Raw genomic sequence first — 19,167 nt, forward strand, 5'->3', positions numbered from 1 at the left:
AATCGGGGACAGACACTGATTTCGCGAAATCGGTGTCTATCCCCGATCTCTAGGGCAGCTCTTCGGGCGGGCGCACCTTGCGGAACGCGCGCCACAGCAGCAGGTCGTACGTGATCTTCATGCCGGCGCCGACGACGAGCGGTGTCATCAGCGACGACGACTGCATGAAGAAGCCGGCGAGGCCGGGACCGGCGGCCCACGCCGCGAGCCGCACGAGGCTCGTCACGCCGGACGCGAACGTCGCTTCCTCGGGCCTGACGACGGCCATCACGTAGGACTGCCGGGTCGGCACGTCCATTTCGACGAGCCCTTCGCGAAGCAGGAACAGCACGGCGGCGACGGGAAAGCTCGGCGCGAACGCGACCGTGACGAGCAGCAGGCTCGACGGGATGTGCGTGAACACCATCGTGTTGACGAGCCCGATCCGTTTCGCGAGCCAGGCCGCGCCGAGGTGCGAGACGGCGTTGAGCAGTCGCGCCGCGAAGAACAGCGCGCCGATCGTCGCTTCGGTGACCGCGAAGCGCTCGAAGAAAAAGTATGACAGCAGCGACGTGACCAGCAGGCCGCCGGCGAGACTGTCGATCGCGAACAATGCCGAGATGCGCACCAGCAGGCCGCGGCTCTCGGTGCTGAGCCGGCGCGCCGGCCGTGAGCCATCGGCGCTGCGGGGCGCTTCGACCTCGGGGCCCAGGCGGAAATACAGCGGCAAGGGAGCGAGCGTCAGCGCGGCGGCCACCAGCATCGTCGATCGGTGCGCGCCGAGGCCACCGGCCCATCCCAGCGCGACGAGCAGCGTCGGCAGGCCGGCGGCGAGCGAGCCGAGCGCATGGCCCGCATCCTGAGCGACGTTGTACCAGGCGAACACACGAGTCCGCGCGTCGTGCGTCGTGGTGGCCGGAAGCATGGCCTGCTCGATGACGAGCGCAGCGCCGCGGTCGCGGCCCATGCCGTTGAGCATTCCTGCAAAGCTGGCAGCAGCGACCGCCACGAACGACGACGACGCGGCCGCCACCGCGCAGCCGATGCTGCCGAGAATCGTCAGCGTGAAAAGCATGCGCCGCCGTCCGAGCCGGTCCGCCGCGAACGTCGCGACCAGCGCCGCGAGCGCACCGCCGAGCAGTCCGGCGGCGACGACGAGGCCGACGCGCGATGCGCCGAGATCGAGATGCGTCAGGTAGAGTCCGAGCTCGACGCCGATGAGCCCGGTCGCGAGCGCGCGCAGGAACGCGGTGGAAAGAAGAGTCGCGCGATCGCGCTCGGCGCTGCCCGTCATGCGCTACGCTGCGGTCCGGCGCCGGCGGCGATGCCGCCGCGGCGCCTCAGCGGCCATGCCATGCCGATGTCCAGGATCGGCGGCCACGCCGCCGCCTAGAAGGAAGCGACCTTCGCGAACGCGTCGACGACCGCAGCCGGCGCCTGCACGAGCTCGATCAGCACGCCTTCGCCTCCGATCGGGAACTGCTCGTTCTCCTTCGGATGAATGAACGTCACATCGAAGCCCGCTGCGCCTTTGCGAATGCCGCCCGGAGTGAATCGGACGCCCTGCGTCTCGAGCCATGCGACGGCCGCACGCAGGTCGTCGATCCACAGGCCGATGTGGTTGAGCGGCGGGTTGTGCACGGCCGGCTTCTTGTCGGCGTCGATCGGCTGCATCAGGTCGACTTCGACCTTGAGCGGGCCGCTGCCGGCAACCGCGATGTCTTCGTCCACGTTCTCGCGTTCGCTCTGGAACGTGCCGGTCACGGTGAGACCGAGCGTGTCGATCCACAGCCGGCGAAGCCGGCTCTTGTCGAGGCCACCGACGGCGATCTGCTGAATGCCGAGGACGCGAAACGGACGGTTGCTCACGAGACTCCTCCAGAGTGGAAATCGCCGTTGCGCCGGTCCGGCGCGCTGCGGCTGACGTGGCGCGGTCGTAACAGAGGATAGCGCGATTCCCAACCTCCGCCGACCCGGCGAGCGCGGCTCGCGCTCTTCTTCCGACCCGGCGAGCGCGGGTCGCGCTCTTCTTCATATTGAACGCCCGCCGAAGACGATGTAGACGCGCGCGACGTGTCCGGCTACGACCCGAAAACTTTTGAATCCCGCTGGTACGAGCGCTGGACCGAATCCGGCGCGTTCGCGCCTCCACCGGCCAGGCTCGACGAGAAGACATTCTCGATCGTTATTCCGCCGCCGAACGTCACCGGCTCGCTGCACATGGGGCACGCGCTCAATAACACGCTCCAGGACGTGCTGACGCGCTACCACCGCATGCTCGGCGAGGCGACGCTGTGGCTGCCGGGCACCGACCACGCCGGCATCGCCACGCAGAACGTCGTCGAGCGCCAGCTCCTCGCCGAAGGTACCGACCGCCATGCGCTCGGCCGCGAGGCTTTCGTCGAGCGCACGTGGAAGTGGAAAGCCGAGTCGGGCGGCAAGATCACCGAGCAGCTTCGCCGCCTCGGCGTTTCATGCGACTGGTCGCGCGAGCGCTTCACGATGGACGAGGGGCTTTCGCGAGCGGTGCGCGAGGTTTTCGTCACCCTGTATGAAGAAGGTCTCATCCGCCGCGACCGCTACCTGATCAACTGGTGCCCGCGCTGCCGCACGGCGCTGTCCGACATCGAAGTCGAGCACGAGGACAAGCCCGGCCATCTCTGGCACCTGAAGTATCCGCTCGAAGACGGCAGCGGCTTCATCTCGGTCGCGACCACGCGTCCGGAGACGATGCTCGGCGACACCGCGGTTGCCGTGCATCCGGACGACGAGCGCTACCGCAGCCTCGTCGGAAAGAACGTGATTCTGCCGGTGCTCGGGCGTGCGATTCCTGTCATCGCCGATACCTACGTCGAAAGCTCGTTCGGCTCGGGCGCCGTCAAGATCACGCCGGCGCACGATCCCAACGACTTCGAGATCGGGCTGCGGCATTCGCTGCCGATGATCTCGGTGATGAACGAAGACGCGACGATGTCGGCCGAGGCCGGTCCGTACGCGGGAATGACGACGGCCGAGTGCCGCGCGGCGCTCGTCGAGCGCTTCACGGCCGACGGTGTGCTCGAGCGCGTCGAAGATCACCGCCACGCGGTCGGCATCTGCTACCGCTGCCGCAACGTCGTCGAGCCGCTGCTGTCCGACCAGTGGTTCCTCGAAGTGCGCGGGCTTGCGGATGCGACGCTCGAGGCGCTCGACGACGGCCGCACGCGCTTCGTGCCGGCGCACTGGGAGAAGACCTACCGCGCGTGGATGGAAGGGATCCGGCCGTGGTGCATCTCGCGCCAGTTGTGGTGGGGCCACCGCATTCCGGCGTGGTACTGCGACTCGTGCGGCCACGTGACGGTTTCGCGCGACGACATCACGACCTGCCCGATGTGCAAGAGCCCGGTGCGCCAGGACGAGGACGTGCTCGACACGTGGTTCTCGTCGGGCCTGTGGCCGTTCTCGACGATGGGCTGGCCGGAGAAGACCGAAGACCTCAGGCGCTTCTATCCGACCACCGCGCTGGTGACCGGCTTCGACATCATCTTCTTCTGGGTCGCCCGCATGATGATGCTCGGCCTGCGCTTCATGGGCGAGGTGCCGTTTCGCGACATCTACATCCATGCGCTGGTCCGCGATGAGCACGGCCAGAAGATGTCGAAGTCCAAGGGCAACGTCATCGATCCGCTGGTAATCGTCGACGAGTTCGGCGCCGACGCGTTCCGCTTCACGCTGGTTGCGTTCGCGGCAATGGGACGCGACGTGCGTCTTTCCGAAGACCGCATCGCCGGCTACCGCAACTTCGTCAACAAGCTGTGGAACGCGGCGCGCTTTGCCGCGATGAAACGCGAAGGCACGCAGACCACCTGCGAGATGCCGCCGGATCCGAAGCTGGTGCCGAACCTGTGGATCCGCTCGCGGCTGGCGGCGACGATTGCCGAGACGCGCGACGCGCTCGACAGCTACCGTTTCAACGAAGCCGCGCAGGCGCTCTACCGCTTCACGTGGAACGAGCTGTGCGACTGGTACATCGAGATCTCGAAGGTGCTTCTCGACGGAAGCGAATCGGATCGCGCCGAGACGCTTGCCACGCTGACCGCAGCGTTCGAGATGCTGCTGCGCCTTCTGCATCCTTTGATTCCGTTCGTGACCGAAGAACTCTGGCACGAGCTGCCCGCGGGCGGTCGCGACGGCAGCGACCTGCTGATGACGGCTTCGTATCCGGAGGCGAATCCGGCGTGGCGCGATGCCGCCGTCGATTCGGCGATGGAAACCCTGATCGAAGTCGTTCGCAGCGTACGCAACATCCGCGCCGAGATGCGCATCGCACCGAGGGTCGAGCTCGAGCTGTGGGTCGAAGACGGCCCGGCCGCCGAGGTGGTGCGCGCGAACGAAGCGATGGTTCGCCGTCTCGCGCGCCTCGGCTCGGTCCGCTACGGCGGCGCGGCTCCGGCGGGCTCGGCGACCGCGGTCGTCACCGGCGCCGAGATCGCGGTGCCGATTGCCGGCCACGTCGATCTGGTTGCCGAGGGCGAACGGTTGCGCCGCGAGATCGAACGAGCCGCGCAGGACGTCGCGCGCGCGTCCGGCAAGCTCGCCAACGAATCGTTCGTCGCACGCGCGAAAGAAGAGATCGTCGAAGGCGAGCGCGCCAAGCTCGCCGCCGCCGAACAGGAAAAGACCGCACTCGAAGCCGCCATCGCACGTCTCGAAGCGATCGGCGCGGCGGGGCCTGTTCGTTGAGCCTTCGGCCCGCACCGGCCGATGACGCCGGCGTGCGCGCGCTGATCCGCCTGGCGCTCCTCGAAGATATCGGCAGCGGCGACCTGACCACGCGGGCCACGGTGCCGCGCACGACGCAGGCTCGCGGCCGCGTCATCGCGCGCGAGCCGCTCGTCGTCGCCGGCATGGGTCTTCTCGACGCGATACTCGAAGAGCTCGCGCGTCTCGGCGATGCCGGGGCCGGGGCGGCGTCGCTGACCGCGACCGAACGTGCACCCGACGGCAGCCGCGCCGCGCGCGGCGCGACCTTGTGCGTGCTCGACGGCGACGCATGGGGCGTGCTCACGCTCGAGCGTACGTTCCTCAACTTCCTCGGGCGCCTGAGCGGAATCGCGACCGAAACGGCGCGCATCGTCGGTGCGGTGCGCGAAGCCGGCTGCACGACGCGGATCCTCGATACGCGCAAGACCACGCCGGGATGGCGGCTGCTCGAAAAGCACGCGGTCGCGTGCGGCGGCGGCTCCAATCATCGCATGGGCCTGTTCGATGCGGTGCTGATCAAGGACAACCACGTGATCGCGGCCGGAGGAATCGCAGAGGCCGTTCGTGCGGCAATCGCCAATGCGCCGGACGGCGTGCCCATCGAAGTCGAATGCGACACGCTCGAGCAGGTGCGCATCGCGCTCGCCGCCGGAGCGACCTCGGTACTGCTCGACAACTTCACTCCCGAAGCCGTCCTCGAAGCGGTGCAATGGATCGGCGGCCGCGCGGAGATCGAAGTGTCCGGCGGCATCACCGACGAGAACGTGGTCGCGTACGCCAAGGCCGGCCCCGACTCGATCTCGCTCGGCCGACTCACGCATTCGGCGCGCGCGGCCGATGTCAGCATGGAAGTGGGGCTTCTCGTATGAGCACACGGCGCGGCATCCTCGCGGCGCTCGAAGAGGCGCACGACTTCATCTCGGGTGAGCATCTTGCCGAGCGGCTCGGAATCTCGCGCGCCGCGGTCTGGAAGCACATCGCCGCGCTCAAGCACGGCGGTTACGAGATCGACGGCATCCGCTCGCGCGGCTACCGGCTGATCGCGCCGCCGTCGATGCTGAGCCAGGCGGCGATCCACTCGCGCACCGAAGGCCTGCGCATCGGCAAAAGCATCCTCGTGCTCGAGGTCACGCGCTCGACCAACAGCGATGCGATGGCGCTCGGCCGCGAAGGCGCACCGGAAGGCAACGTCGTGATCGCGGAGGAACAGACTGCCGGCCGCGGCCGGCTCGGACGCACGTGGGAATCGAGCCGCGGCGTCAACCTCTACATGTCGATCCTGCTGCGCCCGCAGGTTCCGCCGTGGCGTGCGCCGCAGCTTTCGCTCGTCGCGGGCGTGGCCGTGGCCGAGACGGTCAGTGAAGAAGGCATCGATGCGCGCATCAAGTGGCCGAACGATGTCGTGACGATGGCCGGCGGCGTGGCTGCGGCCGGCACGGCCGTGCGTCCGCCGCTGCGAAAGCTCGCCGGCATCCTGACCGAGATCGAGGCGGAGGCCGACTGCGCGCGCTTCGTCGTCGTCGGAATCGGCGTCAACCTGAACAGCGATGCGTCGCATTTTTCGCCGGAGCTCGAAGGCAAGGCGACGTCGGTGCTTCTCGAGCGCGGCGCGCGCACCGACCGCGCGGCGTTTGCCGCGCGCCTGCTCTCGCGTTTCGAGGAATGCTATGACGCATGGACGCGGGGAGGTTTTCCGGCGATTGCGCCGCGCTGGCGCGCGCTGTCGGTGCTCGACGGCCGCACGGTCGACATTGCGTCGCCGGGCGAGCATGCGACCGGCATCTGCGCCGGCATCGACGACGATGGTGCGCTGCTCGTCGACATCGACGGCGGCACGCGCCGCCGCGTCCTCGCGGGCGACGTGACGATCTCGGGAGGTTACAACTGATGCCTGCGGTTAACGGACTCCTGCTCGCGTTCGACGTCGGCAACACCAACACGGTGATCGGCCTGTTCGACGGCAAGCACCTGACGCGCCACTGGCGCCTGACCACCGCCGCCGAACGCACGTCGGACGAATATGGCATCCTGATGTGGAGCCTGTTCCAGGCGGTCGGTCATGCCATCCCGAAAGTGAGCGGGGTCATCGTCGCCAGCGTCGTGCCTCCACTTACCAGCACGGTGGAAGCGCTCAGCCAGGATTACTTCGGCGCGAAGGCGCTCGTCGTCGGGCCCGGGATCAAGACCGGCATGCCGATCCTTTACGAGAATCCGCGCGAGGTCGGCGCCGATCGCATCGTCAACGCGGTCGCCGCGTACGACCGCACGCACTCGGCGACGATCATCGTCGACTTCGGTACCGCGACGACGTTCGACTACGTGACGGCCAAGGGCGAATACGTCGGCGGCGTGATCGTTCCCGGCATCGGAATCTCGCTCGACGCCCTGTATTCGCGCACCGCCAAGCTGCCGCGCGTCGAGATCGCTCGCCCCCCTCGAGTGGTAGGACGCAACACCGTTCATGCCATCCAGGCCGGGATCTGCTACGGCTACGTCGAGCTCGTGGACGGACTGGTCCGTCAGATCGAGAAGGAAGAGGGCGTAAAGTGTCGCGTCCTTGCAACAGGTGGTCTGGCCCCGTTAATTGCAGAACAGTCGGCAACGATCGAAGAAGTGGACGAGTTTCTGACGCTCGACGGCCTGCGGCTGGTGTACGAACGGAACTGAGCCCGAGCGTTCTTTTTTCGGTGTGCACGAGCACACTCTGACGCGCCGGTGCCCCGGCGCGCGGCGCGAGTCGGAGGAAGCCATGGCCGCTCCCCAGGTCGAACCATCACGGATCCGGACCGTCGCCCTGGTCGGACAGGGCGGAGCCGGCAAGACCACCATCGCCGACGCGCTCGCATTTGCCGGCGGCGGCACCCAGCGCCTCGGCCGCGTCGACGACGAAACGTCGCTGTTCGATACCGAGCCCGAAGAGATGAGGCGGCGCTGTACGATCTCCGCGTCGCTGCACCACCTCGCGTGGGACAAGCACGAGGTGACGATCCTCGACACTCCCGGCCAGGGCAATTTCGTTGCCGAAACCCACTACGTGCTGCGCGGCGCGTCGGGCGTCGTGCAGGTCGTCGATGCGACGACGACGGTGCGAGCCGAGGCGCACAAGGTCTGGAAGTGGGCCGCCGACCTCGCGCAGCCGGTGCTGTTCGCGATGACGAAATGCGATCGGCCCGAGGCCGACGTCGATGCGCGGCTGGCCGAGCTTCAGGAGGAGCTCGGCGCACGGCCTGTGCTGCTGACGATTCCGATCGTCGAAGGCGGCGCGATGACCGGCGTCGTCGACGTGCTCGAGCAGAAGGCGTTTCTGTACGAAGGCGCGACCGGCAAGGCGAAGGCCGCGCCGATTCCGGAGTCGCTCGCCGCGCGCGCCGCTGAGCTGAGGAGCCAGCTCACCGAAGCCGCCGCCGAAGGCGACGACGAGCTGCTCGAGAAGTATCTCGACAAAGGCGACCTCGATCCCGACGACATGGTCAAAGGCCTGTCGCTCGCGATGCTGGCACGCACTTGCCAGCCGGTGCTCGCGGTGTCCGGGCTCGCCAACATCGGAATCGCGCAGCTTCTCGATGCGATCGCGCGGCTAACGCCGGCGCCGTGCACGCTGCCGCCGGCCAGGGCGAAAGACGAGCAGGGCAAGGAGATCGAGGTCAAGCCCGATCCGTCGGCGCCGTTTTCGGGATTCGTCTTCAAGACCATCATCGATCCTCATGTCGGCCAGCTTTCGCTGTTCCGCATCATGTCGGGAACGGTCACCGCCGAGACGGCCGTCGTCAACACCGCCAACCGCACCAAGGAACGGCTCGGTCATCTGCTCAAGCTCGAAGGCCGCAAGACGAAGGAAGTCGAATCGGCAACCGTCGGCGAAGTGCTCGCCGTAGCGAAGCTGCGCGACACGCACGCAGGCCAGACGCTTGCCGACGTGTCGCGTCCCGTCGCCATCGACGGCTTCGAACCGCTGACGCCGGCCATCAGCTTTGCGATCGAGGCCAAGAAGCGCGGTGAAGAAGACAAGGCGATGCAGGGCCTGATGAAGATGTGCGAGGAAGACCTCGCGCTGCGCGTCGACCGCAACGAGGAGACGCACCAGATGATCGTCTCCGGCAGCGGCCAGCTCCACGTCGAGGTCTCGTGCGAGCGTCTCGAGAGGAAGTACGGCGTCGGCGTCAACCTGAAGGCGCCGCAGGTTCCGTATCGCGAAACCATCCGCTCGAAGGTGCCGGCGCACGGCCGCCTGAAGAAGCAGAGCGGCGGTCACGGCCAGTTCGCCGACTGCAAGATCGAGATCGAGCCGCTGCCGCGTGGCGGCGGCTTCGAATTCGTCGACAAGATCGTCGGCGGCGCGGTGCCGAGGAACTACATTCCGGCGATCGAGAAGGGCGTCGTCGAAGGTCTGCGGGCCGGCACGCTGGCGGGCTACCCGGTGGTCGACGTGCGCGTGACGCTCGTCGACGGCCAGTACCACGACGTCGATTCGTCCGAAATGGCGTTCAAGGTGGCCGGCTCGATGGCGATCAAGGAAGGCCTGCCGCAGGCCAAGCCGGTGCTTCTCGAGCCGTTCGCGTCGCTCGTCGTCACGGCTCCCGATGCGTGCATGGGCGACGTGCTCGGCGATCTCAATTCGCGCCGCGCAAAGGTCGAAGGTATGGAGCAGCGCGGTCATTCCGAGGTCATCCGCGCCAAGGTTCCGATGTCCGAAGTTCTGCGGTACGCGTCGGATCTGACTTCGATGACCAGCGGGCGGGGGAGCTTCGACATTTCGTTTTCGCACTACGAGGCGGTTCCCGAGCAGCTGACGGCCAAGCTCGTTGCCGAGCTCAAGAAGAAGAGCGCCGAAGCGTAGCGACGTTCGCACGGCGGGACCGGGCAGAACGGCCGCAGCAGGCTGCGGCTGCACCAGCGGTGAGGGTGGCTGCGGCATCGGCCGCGCGGTTGGAAGAGGGGAAAACCAGAGTTGAGCGATACCGGCGTTCCCGCCGCCAGAGACCGGGCCCATCTAGCCGCCCTGGTGCTCGGCGCGATCGGTGTCGTCTTCGGCGACATCGGAACCAGCCCGCTCTACGCGTTCCGCGAGTGCTTCGCGCATCACGACCTCGCGATCACGCCAGCGAACGTGCTCGGGCTGCTGTCGATCATCGTCTGGTCGCTGCTCATCGTCGTCACCGGCAAGTACCTGTTCTTCGTTCTTCGCGCCGACAATCGCGGCGAAGGCGGAATGCTCGCGCTGATGACGCTCGTCGTCCCGCCCGACCGCCGCGACAAGAAACGCAACGTTCCACTGGTGCTGCTCGGCGTATTTGGCGCGACGCTTCTTTACGGCGACGGGATGATCACCCCGGCGATCTCCGTGCTGAGCGCGGTCGAAGGTCTGAAGATCGCGGCGCCCGAGCTCGAAGCATTCGTCGTGCCGATCTCGGTAGCCGTCCTGAGCGGCCTGTTCTTCGTGCAGCGCCACGGAACCGGCACGGTCGGATTGTTCTTCGGCCCGGTCACGCTGGTGTGGTTTTCGACGCTCGGCATTCTCGGGAGCACGTGGATCGCGCGCAGCCCGGAAGTGCTCGCCGCGTTCAATCCGCTCCGTGGCGTCGAGTTTTTCCTGGCCAATGGCCTGGCCGGGTTCCTCGTGCTCGGCTCGGTGCTTCTCGTGGTCACCGGTGCCGAGGCGCTTTACGCCGACATGGGCCACTTCGGAAAAACTCCGATCCGAATGGCGTGGCTCGCCATTGCGGGCCCGTGTCTCGTGCTCTGCTATTTCGGACAGGGGGCGCTGCTGCTCGCGCATCCGGAGGCGGTCGCCAACCCGTTCTACAACATGGCCCCGTCGTGGGCGCTGTATCCGCTGATCGGCCTTGCCACCGCTGCGACCGTGATCGCCTCCCAGGCGGTGATCTCCGGCGTGTTCTCGATCAGTCGGCAGGCGATTCAGCTCGGCTATCTCCCGCGCATGCAGGTGCTGCATTCGTCGGCGAAGGAAATCGGCCAGATTTACGTGCCGGCAGTCAACGCGGCGCTGTTCGTCTCGACGGTGATCCTGGTGCTGTGGTTCCGTTCGTCGGACCGGCTCGCCGGCGCCTACGGGATGGCCGTTTCGCTCGACATGCTGATCACGACCACGCTCGCGTCGCTGTGCGCGTGGCGGCGCTGGGGATGGTCGCCGTGGGTCGTGCTGATACTCAGCTCGGCGCTGCTGACGATCGATTCGGCGTTCTTCGTGGCAGCCTCGACCAAGTTCTTCCACGGCGGGTGGCTGACAGTCGTCGTGGCGCTGACCGTCTTTGCGATCATGACCACGTGGCGACGGGGCGTGAACCTGCTCAACGACTACGCAGTCGCTGCGCGGATCCCGGTCGAATACTTCCTTGCCGACCTCGACGCCCATCCGCTGACACGGGTTTCCGGGACTGCCATCGTCATGGATGCGCGCGGCGACGGCGTTCCGCGCACACTTCTGCACAACATCCGGCACAACAAGGTTTTGCACGAGCGCATCATTCTGTTGACGATGCGCACGGCCGACATTCCGCACGTGCCGCCCAAGGGCCGCCTTCACATCCACCGCTACCGGGACGACTTCGTGCGGATCGTCGCCGACTACGGATTCATGGAAGACCCGAGCGTTGCCGACGTGTTCGAGCTCGCGCGCGAGCGCGGCCTGTCCTGCGACGCCGACGCGACGTACTTCTTCGGGCGGGACACGCTTGTCATCGGAAAGAAAAAAGGTCTTATGACCTGGCGAAAGTACCTGTACGACTACATGTTCCGCAATGCGTACGGGGCGTACCTGCACCTTGGCGTACCTCCGAACCGCGTGATCGAGATCGGACAGCAGGTCGAGATTTGATGAGTCCAACGGCGAGCAACTCCGCGCGGCCAGCGCGCGATCCCGGACGCGGCCGGAAGCTGCGGGCACGGTAACCAGGCATGCTCGAAGCCGCGCCGGTCGAACCGGTCTCCGCAAGCGCCGCCGAAGGCAGCGCGCACGTCCACGACAGCGGCGTCGCCGGCCACGGCAACCGCACGGCCGCGCTGGTGCTCGGCGCCATCGGTGTCGTTTTCGGCGACATCGGCACGAGCCCGCTGTACGCGTTCCGCGAATGTTTCGAGCACCACGGGCTGGCGGTCACCGCGCCGAACGTGCTCGGCCTGCTTTCGATCGTCATCTGGTCGCTGCTGCTGATCGTCACGCTGAAGTATCTGTTCTTCGTCATGCGCGCCGACAACGGCGGCGAGGGCGGGATCCTCGCGCTGATGACGCTGGTCGTGCCGCCCGACCGGCGCCGCGACCGCCGCAACCGCCTGTTCGTCACGTTCGGCCTGTTCGGAGCCACGCTGCTCTACGGCGACGGAATGATCACGCCGGCGATCTCGGTGCTCAGCGCCGTCGAGGGTCTCGAGCTCGCCACGCCGTTCTTTACGCCGTTCATCGTACCGATCTCGATTGCCGTGCTGACCGGCCTGTTCTGGATGCAGCGTCACGGCACCGGCAAGGTCGGACAGATCTTCGGCCCGATCACCGTGGTGTGGTTCGGCGTGCTCGGAGCGATGGGCACGAGCTGCATTCTCGAGCATCCGGCGGTGCTCGCGGCGTTCAATCCGTTCCTCGGCCTGGGTTTTTTTGCGAAGAACGGGCTCGAAGGGTTTCTCGTCCTCGGCTCGGTGCTGCTCGTCGTGACCGGCGCCGAAGCGCTGTATGCGGACATGGGCCATTTCGGCCGCCGTCCGATCCGTATTGCATGGATGTCGGTGGCCGGGCCGTCCCTGCTGCTGTGTTATCTCGGGCAGGGCGCGCTGCTCATCGAGCATCCCGAGATGATCAACAATCCGTTCTTCAACATGGCTCCGTCGTGGGCGCTGCTGCCGCTGGTCGTGCTCGCCACGGCTGCGACGGTGATCGCCTCGCAGGCCATCATCTCGGGAGTGTTCTCGCTGTCGCGGCAGGCTCTGCAGCTCGGCTACCAGCCGCGCGTCGAAGTCTGCCATTCGTCGGCGCACGAGATCGGACAGGTCTACGTGCCGGTCATCAACTGGATCCTGTTCGTCGCGACCATCACGCTGGTGGTCGGATTCGGATCGTCCGCCTCGCTGGCCGGCGCGTACGGTATCGCCGTCGCGCTGACGATGGTGGTCACGACGATCCTGACCGGCGTCTGTGCGCGCCGGCGCTGGGGATGGTCCAAGCCTGCCGCGATCGCGCTGACCGGCGCGTTCCTCGTCATCGATCTCGCGTTCTTCGGCGCGGCATGCACGAAGATCCTGGACGGCGGCTGGGTGCCGCTCGCCGCCGCGGTGATCGTCTACACGATCATGAAGACCTGGCGGCGCGGCGCCGACCTGCTCAACGAATACGCGACCGCCGCGCGGCTGCCGGTCGAATACTTCCTGGCCGACCTCGACGCGCATCCGGTTACGCGCGTGCCCGGCACGGCGATCTGCATGGACGCGCGCGGCGCCGGCGTTCCGAGGACGCTCCTCCACAACATCAAGCACAATCACGTGCTTCACGAGCACATCATCCTGCTGACGATCCGGACGGCCGAGAGTCCGCACGTCGAAGACCAGAACCGGCTGCGGATCCATCGCTATCGCGACGATTTCATCCGCATCATCGCGCAGTACGGATTCATGGAGAACCCCACGGTCGCCCAGGTGCTCGAGCTCGCGCAGCAGGCGGGAGTCGACGTCGACCTGCAGCGCGCCACGTACTTCTTCGGGCGCGAGACGCTCATCATCGGCGACAAGAAAGGACTTGCGACGTGGCGCAAGTACATCTTCGATTTCCTGTTCCGCAACGCGTACGGCGCGTACCTGCATCTCGGCGTTCCGCCGAATCGCGTGATCGAGATCGGCCAGCAGGTCGAGATCTGATCGATTCGCAGTGACGAGCCGTCCGTTCTGCGGTCGGTCTTGTGAGAGCCACGGCAGGGGAGGAGAATCGCGCCATGCACGTAAAAGCGAGGCATGAGACAACCGCGCGCATGTTCGCGCGATGCGCGAGACGACTGGCTGCAGGCTGTGTCACCGCGAGCCTCGTCGTGGCGGCTTGCGGGCCGACCGCGGCGGCTCCGGCTGACCTCGATCCGAGCTTCGACCTTGACGGTATTGCGATCACGCCGGTCGGTTTCTCGCAGGATCATGGCATGGCGGCGGCAGTGCAGCCGGACGGGAAGGTCGTCGTTGCGAGCCAGTGGTGGATCAAGAACTATCTCTACCAGAGCGAATTCGGAGTGACGCGCTTCAATGAGAACGGAAGTCTCGATGCGACGTTCGGGTACGGCGGCACCGCGAAAATCGTTCTCGGCGGCGTAAGCGACCAGCCGAGGTGCATCGCGATTCAACCGGATGGAAAGATCCTTACCGGCGGCCATGTGGCTGCCGAGAATGGGCAGGACGATTCGCCGTATGCGCTGGTCCGGCAGAACACGGATGGGAGTCTCGACACGAGTTTCGGTGGCACGGGAATCGTGTCGGTGCCGGGAAGCCCGAGCGGTGTATTCGGGATCGAAGCGATCACTGACATTGCGATCCAGACCGACGGGAAAATTCTCGCCGCCGTATCGGATAGCGAGAGCAACATGCTCGCGCGATTCAACCCCGACGGAAGTCTCGACCCGGGCTTCGGCGCCGGCGGCATCGTAACGGTCACTCCCGGCAACGGTCTTCGTCATCCCGGGATGGCACTTGCGGCGGACGGCAGGATCGTCACGGCCGCCGTGTACTCCGATGCCGGTACGTATCTCGTCGTTCACCGTTTTCTCGCGGATGGGACGCTCGATGCGGGCTTCGACGCGGACGGAAGCGTTGTGATGTTGATGCCGGGAGATGCGGGCGTTGCGGGAGTGGGGATCCAGCCGGACGCAAGGATCGTCGTCGCGGCCAACTACTTCAGCGTGGCCGGACGCGGCGTGATGATCCTGCGCTACAACGAGGACGGGACGCTCGACACGGACTTCGGCGAAAATGGCATCGTCACGGACCCCGACCTCGACGCGTCGAAACTCGCGTTGCTGAGCGACGGGCGGATCCTGTTGCTCGGCGGGGACGGCCAGTTGGTTGCGGTGCGCTACCACTCCGACGGCAGCCGCGACCAGTCGTTCGGAACGTCCGGCATCGCGATCAGTCCGTTTCTCAATAACAACTACAACGCGTGGTACGGAGCGACGCTGGTCGGCGATGGTGGCGTCGTCGTCGCGACCACCACCGACGACACGTTTGATTCGGACCTGCTGGTTGCACGGCTCGCGCTGACCGCATGCGGCGACGGCGCGGTGGACTTCGGCGAGCAGTGCGACGACGGCAACGCGAGGAGCGGTGACGGATGCTCCGGCGGTTGCCGCGTCGAGTTCTGTCCGCCCGCGCCGATTCCATCGTCGTCGTGCGCGTCGGCAGGACGCGCGGACCTGCTGATCCGAGCTGTAGGCTCGAAGCACGCCGTTCGCTGGAAATGGAGCCGCGGCGACGCGGTCGATGCGGCCGACCTCGGCCTTCCGGACTCCGACACGAAGTACGGTTTGTGCGTGTATGGCTCTTCCGCCGGCGCCTCTTCGCTCGCGGTCGGACTTACGGTGACTCCCGGATCCTTGTGGATCGAAAACGAAAACGGGGGCTGGACCTATGCAGACTCCAAGGGCAGCAATGACGGGGTGCAGAGCGCGGAGCTCACGCCCGGCATGGCCGGAGCATCGAGTGCGAGGATGGGCGCGCGCGGCGGCTACACACTGGTTCCGACCGCGGTCAGCGCGTCGCGCTTCATCAGTCAGGATCCTGTCGTAACCGTGCAGCTGATCAGCTCGGACGGCCTTTGCCTGACGAGCGAGCTTACCGCCGTCCAGACCTCGCGTAACTCGGAAGGTCGCTTTCACGGCGCTGCGCGCTGAATGCGCGCGCTTCGCGCGGATCCCGCCCCGTCACCGTAGCGCCGTCAGCGCGCCGGGCCGCTCGTCCGATCGGAATGCCGTGTCCATGACCATCGGTCTCCAAGTTTAACGCTCGACATCGCCCAGGCAACGTAGCGTCCGCACTGCCAGCGCGGCTACGACAGTTCTGGAATGAGATTCCGACGAGTGCGCCCTGTGCGCGGGCGACGAGAAGGGTCCAGATGCGAGGCGGATTCCGGCGTAGTGAGGGAGTCGTACTTCCCGTACGTCGACCGAACGAAGCCGGAATCCAACGAAGCAGATGGGCCCTTATCGGCGTCCGCCCCGTCTTGAATCGCTATGAAATCCCTGCGTTTTCGCACTGCGTCGTTTTGACTCCCCCGTCTTTGCCCGATACGGTCCCGCGACCGACGCGCCAGTCCCGCCGAGAAGGCGGGAATCGCTCCGGGGAGACGCTCCGGACCGAGGACGACGTCGCTCCTTGAGAGCGAGATGCCGACCTACAAACACGTGACCGTTCCGTCCGGCGGCGAGAGAATCGGGCTCGATTCGTCCGGCCGCCTCGAAGTTCCCGACAATCCGATCCTGCCTTTCATCGAAGGCGACGGTACCGGCCCCGACATCTGGAAAGCTTCCGTCAGGGTCTTCGATGCCGCGGTCGCCAAGGCCTACGGCGGCAAAAAGAAGATCGCGTGGATGGAGATCTACGCCGGCGAGAAGGCCAACGAGGTCTACGGCCCGGCAACCTGGCTTCCCGACGAGACCAACGACGTCATCCGCGAGTTCCGCGTGGCCATCAAGGGCCCGCTGACGACGCCGGTCGGCGGTGGCATCCGCTCGATCAACGTCGCGCTCCGGCAGATCCACGATCTTTACGCGTGCGTGCGGCCGGTGCGCTACTTCAGCGGCGTTCCGTCGCCGGTCAAGGCTCCCGAAAAGCTCAACATCGTACTGTTTCGCGAGAACACCGAGGACGTCTACTCGGGCATCGAGTTCCAGGCCGGCAGCGCTGACGCCGACGCGGTCGCGAAGTTCATCACGTCGAAGTGCAAGAAGGAGATCCGTCCCGGATCGGCGATCGGCGTCAAGCCGACGTCGAAAGAGGGCAGCCAGCGTCTCGTCCGTCGCGCCGTTGCCTATGCGATCGCGAACAACCGCAGCTCGGTGACGATTGTCCACAAGGGCAACATCATGAAGTTCACCGAAGGCGCGTTCCGCGACTGGGGCTACGAGCTCGCGGCCAGCGAGTTCGGCGCGCAGACGATCACCGAGAACGAAGTCTACGAGAAGCACGGCGGCAAGGCGCCGGCCGGCAAGGTCGTGATCAAGGACCGCATCGCCGACGCGATGTTCCAGCAGCTGCTGCTGCGCCCCGACGAGTACGAAGTCGTTGCGACCATGAATCTCAACGGCGACTATCTCTCCGATGCAGCCGCGGCGCAGGTCGGCGGGCTCGGGCTCGCGCCGGGTGCGAACATCGGCGACCAGGCCGCCGTCTTCGAAGCGACGCACGGCACTGCGCCGAAGTACGCGGGCCTCGACAAGGTGAATCCCGGCTCGGTGATCCTGTCGGGCGTGCTGATGTTCGAGCACCTCGGCTGGAGCGAGGTCGCCCGGATGATCGAATCGTCGGTCGAAAAGACCATTTCGTCGAAGGTCGTCACCTACGACCTCGCGCGCCAGATGGAAGGCGCAAAAGAAGTTTCGTGCTCCGGCTTCGCGAGCGCGATGATCGAGAACCTGTAATCGAAACGTAAACAGAAAGCGGCGACCTCACAGCGGGGTCGCCGCTTTTGCATTCAAGAGGAACGCAGAAATGGCACGTAAGAAGATCGCACTGATTGGTGCAGGCAACATTGGTGGAACGCTCGCGCATCTTGCCCTGATTCGTCACCTCGGCGACGTGGTCCTGTTCGACGTCGTCGATGGCCTGCCGCAGGGAAAAGCGCTCGATCTGTTCGAAGGCGGACCGATCGAGGGCTTCGACGCATCGATCAAGGGCACCAACAGCTACGCCGACATCGCCGGCGCCGACGTCTGCATCGTCACGGCCGGCCTTGCGCGCAAGCCGGGCATGAGTCGCGACGACCTGCTCGCGACCAACTCGAAGATCATGAAGTCGGTTGCCGAGGGCATCCGCACGCACGCGCCGGATTCGTTCGTGATCGTGATCTCGAATCCTCTCGACGCGATGGTGACGCTCTGCAAGCGCGAGACCGGTTTCCCGAAGAACCGCGTCGTCGGCATGGCGGGCGTGCTCGACTCGGCCCGCTACCGCTCGTTCATCGCCGCTGAGCTCGGCGTCTCGGTGCACAGCGTGCACGCAATGGTGTTCGGCGGACACGGAGACGACATGGTGCCGGTGCGCTCGGCCTGCACGGTCGGCGGAGCGCCGATCGCGACGCTCATCAGCGACAAGCGTCTGTCGGAGATCGAGGAGCGCACGCGCAAGGCCGGCGGCGAGATCGTCGCGCTGCTGAAGACCGGCTCCGCGTACTACTCGCCGGCGACCGCGGCGATCCAGATGGCCGAGGCGTTCCTGCTCGACAAGAAGGAAATCCTGCCGTGCGCCGCGTACCTCGACGGCGAATACGGCTTCAAGGGCCTGTACCTCGGCGTACCCGTCATCATCGGCGCGGGCGGCGTCGAGAAAGTCATCGAAATTCCTCTGTCGGCCGACGAGAAGAAGCAGGTCGACGTATCGGCAAGCCACGTCTCCGAGCTCGTCAGCGCGCTCGACAAAGTCCTCGCAGGCTGAAGCGAAATGAACGTACACGAGTATCAGGGCAAGGCGCTGCTCGCGCGCTACGGCGTGCCGGTGCCGCGCGGTGAAGTGGCCGAGAGCCCGGAACAGGCCGGCGAGATCGCGAAGCGTCTCGGAACCAGCGTGGTCGTCGTCAAGTCGCAGATTCACGCGGGCGGACGCGGCGCCGGCGCGATCGTCGACAACGAAGCCGAAGCCGCCGAGATCTTCGCGAAGAATCTCGCGAAGGAAGGCCTTCCGAAGCATGGGCACAAGGGCGGCGTCCGCGTCGTCAAGTCGGCGGCCGACGCCACCGAAGCGGCGCGCTCGATTCTCGGCAAGCTTCTGGTCACGCGCCAGACCGGCGCGAGCGGACGCGAAGTGCGCCGCGTGCTCGTCGAAGAAGGCTGCGACATCGGCCGCGAGCTCTATCTCTCCGTGCTGCTCGACCGCGGCACCGGCCGCGTGATCCTGATGGCGAGCCAGGCCGGCGGCATGGACATCGAGCACGTCGCAGCCACGACCCCCGAGAAGATCTTCCGTGTGACGGTCGATCCCGCGCTCGGGCTGCAGGACCACCAGGCGCGCCGCCTGTCGTTCCAGCTCGGCGTGCCCGCCGCGAAGCTCGACGAGTGGGTGGCCTTCTTCCACGGCATCTACAACGCCTACGTCGGCATCGACGCGGCGCTGGTCGAGATCAACCCGCTGGTCGAGACCAAAGACGGCAGCCCGCTGGCGCTCGACGCGAAGATCTCGCTCGACGACAACGCGCTCTACCGCCACGACGACATCCGCGCGCTGCGCGACGAGCACGAGGAAGATCCCAAGGAACAG

The 19,167-nt window shown here is 66.3% G+C and carries 13 protein-coding genes; 11 read left to right on the plus strand and 2 right to left on the minus strand.

Annotated elements, in window-relative coordinates; translation table 11 throughout:
• Window positions 1–49: 49 nt before the first annotated feature.
• A complete protein-coding gene (locus VN634_14290) occupies window positions 50–1,273 on the minus strand; it encodes an MFS transporter (protein ID HXC52052.1) in 1,224 nt (407 codons plus the stop codon).
• A 95-nt stretch (window positions 1,274–1,368) separates the two neighbouring features.
• Window positions 1,369–1,848: a VOC family protein gene (locus VN634_14295; GenBank protein ID HXC52053.1), complete on the minus strand. Its 480-nt coding sequence runs from the start codon at window positions 1,846–1,848 to the stop codon at window positions 1,369–1,371.
• A gap of 204 nt (window positions 1,849–2,052) precedes the next feature.
• Between VN634_14295 and VN634_14300 the strand changes: the two genes are divergently transcribed.
• The 11 genes from VN634_14300 to VN634_14350 form a co-directional block, all read left to right on the plus strand.
• Window positions 2,053–4,701 (plus strand): valine--tRNA ligase, encoded by a 2,649-nt coding sequence (locus VN634_14300; protein HXC52054.1) that lies wholly within the window; start codon window positions 2,053–2,055, stop codon window positions 4,699–4,701.
• On the plus strand, window positions 4,698–5,591 hold the full coding sequence (nadC, locus tag VN634_14305) for a carboxylating nicotinate-nucleotide diphosphorylase (GenBank protein ID HXC52055.1): 894 nt from the start codon (window positions 4,698–4,700) through the stop codon (window positions 5,589–5,591). Before VN634_14300 ends, nadC begins: the two co-directional genes overlap by 4 nt.
• On the plus strand, window positions 5,588–6,610 hold the full coding sequence (locus VN634_14310; protein ID HXC52056.1) for a biotin--[acetyl-CoA-carboxylase] ligase: 1,023 nt from the start codon (window positions 5,588–5,590) through the stop codon (window positions 6,608–6,610). The genes nadC and VN634_14310 overlap by 4 nt, the downstream gene beginning before the upstream one ends.
• Window positions 6,610–7,389, plus strand: coding sequence for a type III pantothenate kinase (locus tag VN634_14315; protein HXC52057.1), 780 nt, complete (start codon window positions 6,610–6,612; stop codon window positions 7,387–7,389). Before VN634_14310 ends, VN634_14315 begins: the two co-directional genes overlap by 1 nt.
• Window positions 7,390–7,471: 82 nt before the next feature.
• The gene (fusA, locus tag VN634_14320) at window positions 7,472–9,559 is read left to right on the plus strand and encodes an elongation factor G (protein HXC52058.1); all 2,088 of its coding nucleotides are present in this window, start codon (window positions 7,472–7,474) and stop codon (window positions 9,557–9,559) included.
• Between the two features lie 111 nt (window positions 9,560–9,670).
• On the plus strand, window positions 9,671–11,557 hold the full coding sequence (locus VN634_14325) for a potassium transporter Kup (protein ID HXC52059.1): 1,887 nt from the start codon (window positions 9,671–9,673) through the stop codon (window positions 11,555–11,557).
• A gap of 80 nt (window positions 11,558–11,637) precedes the next feature.
• Window positions 11,638–13,581 (plus strand): potassium transporter Kup, encoded by a 1,944-nt coding sequence (locus tag VN634_14330; GenBank protein ID HXC52060.1) that lies wholly within the window; start codon window positions 11,638–11,640, stop codon window positions 13,579–13,581.
• A gap of 74 nt (window positions 13,582–13,655) precedes the next feature.
• Window positions 13,656–15,590 (plus strand): hypothetical protein, encoded by a 1,935-nt coding sequence (locus VN634_14335; GenBank protein ID HXC52061.1) that lies wholly within the window; start codon window positions 13,656–13,658, stop codon window positions 15,588–15,590.
• A gap of 492 nt (window positions 15,591–16,082) precedes the next feature.
• Window positions 16,083–17,336 carry an isocitrate dehydrogenase (NADP(+)) gene (gene icd, locus VN634_14340; GenBank protein HXC52062.1) on the plus strand — a complete coding sequence of 418 codons (1,254 nt, stop codon included), beginning with the start codon at window positions 16,083–16,085 and terminating at the stop codon, window positions 17,334–17,336.
• Between the two features lie 70 nt (window positions 17,337–17,406).
• On the plus strand, window positions 17,407–18,348 hold the full coding sequence (gene mdh / locus VN634_14345; protein HXC52063.1) for a malate dehydrogenase: 942 nt from the start codon (window positions 17,407–17,409) through the stop codon (window positions 18,346–18,348).
• Window positions 18,349–18,354: 6 nt separating this feature from the next.
• Window positions 18,355–19,167: ATP-grasp domain-containing protein (locus VN634_14350; protein HXC52064.1), on the plus strand; the 813-nt coding region annotated here is incomplete at its 3' end.

This window comes from Candidatus Limnocylindrales bacterium (genome assembly GCA_035571835.1).
GTDB lineage: Bacteria > Desulfobacterota > Binatia > UBA1149 > CAITLU01 > DATNBU01.